General features: G+C 41.6%; 1 protein-coding gene. It reads right to left on the bottom strand.

The window, feature by feature from the left end; genetic code table 11:
• Positions 1-319, bottom strand: a 319-nt coding sequence (locus tag AC27VX_RS23895) for a hypothetical protein (protein ID WP_488698479.1), incomplete at its 3' end; no start/stop codon positions are given.
• Between the last annotated feature and the right edge of the window lie 37 nt (positions 320-356).

Consider the following 356-nt stretch of genomic DNA (forward strand, 5'->3'; position numbering starts at 1 on the left):
TTATCCCTTTATCCTTCATCGTGGTCATACTTCCATTCAGGTCATAATCTATGATATTATTACCGCCTTCATATCCGGTGTCGTTCAGTGCATTTTCGATCACTTGGGTCAGGCGGTTGCCATTATAGATATAATCAAGATTATCTACCAAAGTAGCTGTGTTCCCTGGCTTAGATGCCGCTGTACGTTTGAGATTACTGATGTTTCCATTCAGGTCATAGGTCAGGTATTCGTCAAAATTACCGCTGACTCCGGTGGTGGGTTTAAAGATTTTTTTGCTAAAAACGCAGCAGCTTTGTAAAACCATAAACCCTCGCATTTGCGAGGGTTTATGGTTATCAGTGCAAAGTCAGAAG

The sequence above is a fragment of the Chryseobacterium sp. 14P4.3.2 genome, assembly GCF_057799275.1.